The organism is Succinivibrio dextrinosolvens (assembly GCF_900116345.1).
Classification (GTDB): Bacteria; Pseudomonadota; Gammaproteobacteria; order Enterobacterales; family Succinivibrionaceae; genus Succinivibrio; species Succinivibrio dextrinosolvens_B.
Genome location: NZ_FPAH01000081.1, coordinates 1 through 2,262 on the forward strand (window position 1 = coordinate 1; position 2,262 = coordinate 2,262).

2 protein-coding genes are annotated in these 2,262 nt (G+C 33.7%); one reads left to right on the plus strand and one right to left on the minus strand.

All coding sequences use genetic code 11. The features are described from left to right. Window positions 1–97 precede the first annotated feature (97 nt). Window positions 98–904, minus strand: coding sequence for a glutamate racemase (gene murI, locus BM308_RS13060; RefSeq protein ID WP_083425601.1), 807 nt, complete (start codon window positions 902–904; stop codon window positions 98–100). 64 nt (window positions 905–968) lie between these two features. Here murI and trmA point away from each other — a divergent pair, with 64 nt between their 5' ends. Beyond that, on the plus strand, window positions 969–2,111 hold the full coding sequence (gene trmA, locus BM308_RS13065; RefSeq protein ID WP_074945815.1) for a tRNA (uridine(54)-C5)-methyltransferase TrmA: 1,143 nt from the start codon (window positions 969–971) through the stop codon (window positions 2,109–2,111). Window positions 2,112–2,262: the final 151 nt, after the last annotated feature.

A 2,262-nucleotide genomic window follows, 5' to 3' on the forward strand; every position in this document is an offset into this window, starting at 1 on the left:
TGAGCTTTCTGAGTATAGGTCGGATTGCTTATTTATGCTATTTGATCTAGATCAAAATTTTTTAAATTTTTTTTAATTGCTTCTTTTTAATGTATGTTTAATTATTCAGTTTTACAGTAAAACATTCCAACTCTTCAAACCCAAATTTCTGTACCATCCGTAATCTTCCTGCATAATCCAAGAGATGACCGGTATAGAAGGCTCTAGGTTTTGGATCTTTTACATCTAATGAGGGAGTATTTCTTATAACATCTCTGACTCTTCTGCCAATAGCTTCCCCTGAATCTATGATTTTCATCCCAGGAAGCAGTTCAGTCAGAACATCTTTAACAAACGGATAATGAGTACATCCTAGAACAACAGTATCAGGTCTTTCTTCAACTTTTTCCGACAAAAATGGCTGAACAATTTTTCTGATCGATTCTTTATCTACAATTCCTGTAGTTAAACGTGTCTCAGCAATAACTGCCAACATTGCATCTCCAACACAGATAAGATGGCAGTCACTAGCGAACTTAGAAATAAGATTTCTTGTGTATTCTCTGGATAAGGTCCCAGGAGTAGCCAACAATCCGATTATTTTGTTTTTAGAAAGTTTTGCTGCAGGTTTTACTGCAGGAACAACGCCTACAATAGGAACTTTTATTGCAGAGCGAAGAGAAGGTAAAGTCACGGTACTAGCAGTATTACATGCAATTACAATTGCATTGAAATTAAACTCGGAGTTAATCTGCTGAATTAAAGTTTTAGTTCGGTTAATTAAAAAGTTTTCTGATTTGCTTCCGTAAGGAAAACATTCATTATCAAATAGATAATAAGGTTCAATGTCATGATTTAATTTCATGACATCGCGCAATATTGATAAGCCACCTACACCTGAGTCAAAAAAAAGAACTCTTTTCACTTTAACTTTATGCTCCGACAATTTAAGATCGCATATATTTTTTTTAACGGACCGAAATACTATTATGCTAAAAACTTTAATTGGAACAACCGATCCTCAAAATTACGATCAATATCTTAATGAAAAAATAGATTCTGTAGTCAATTTATTTAAAAAAAATAATCTTGATTTTCCTGCTCCCGAAGTTTTCGCATCCCCTACTGAATATTACAGAATGAGAACCGAATTCTGTGTTTTCTTTAATAAAGAACACACTGATTTTGAGTTCTGTATGTTCGTTCCTAAAACAAAACCAAAACAGAGAATTGAACTGAAAACTTTCCCTGTCGGTTCAAAAGCAATCAATCAGGCTATGAAAATTCTGAAACAGCACCTGATGAAGTATGATGAGCTAACCATAAAGCTTTTTGAAGCAGATTTTCTTGCCAATCAAAAAGGAGAACTCATTATCTCCTTAAATTTCCACAAGAAAATTGATGAGAATAAATTTAAAGAACAAGCATATGCTTTAAGAAAACACTTCAATGATGAGGGATTATCAGTTAATTTTGTCGGTCGAGCTAAGAAACAAACAGTTTTAGCTGATACAGATACTATCCTTGAAACAATAAAGACAAAAGACAAAGATTTTTTCCTTTATCAGGTTGAAGGCAACTTTTCTCAGCCAAATATTTATGCATGCCAGAACATGGTTCAGTTTGCAAGAGACTGCTGCTCAAACTGTAAAGATGAAGACTTAATCGAACTGTATTGTGGAAGTGGAACTTTTACAGTCTGCCTTGCCGATCTTTTCAGAAAGGTATTCTCTACCGAGGTATCCAGAGTTCCGACTTTTACTGCTATTAAAAATATTGAAAAAAACAATATTAAAAATACACGTATTGCAAGACTATCCGCAGTTGAAGTAGCTCAGGCTCTTGAGGGAACAAGAGAATTTAATAGATTAAAACTGGCTGATATTGATATCCACGATTACAATCTGACAACCCTTTTAATTGATCCTCCTCGCTCAGGTCTAGAATACAAGGAAGCTTTAGATTTCACAGCAAGGTTCAACAGAGTTATTTATATCTCTTGTGGTCCAACTTCTTTATGTTCAGATCTTGCATATTTGAGCAAGACTCATAACATAAAAAAACTAGCTTTCTTTGATCAGTTCCCATATACAGAACATCTAGAAACAGGTGTACTCTTAGAGAAAAAATAAGAACTTTCCTAAAAATAATCCTCTCAATATAGAGAGGATTAGCATATCTTCAAATCAACCCATTCTTTGAAGATCTAGTTACATTTCAAGAATAAATTTTCGGAAGTCCTGAAAAAATAAGGGACTTCCTTTATTTTTTGTGTTATTATAG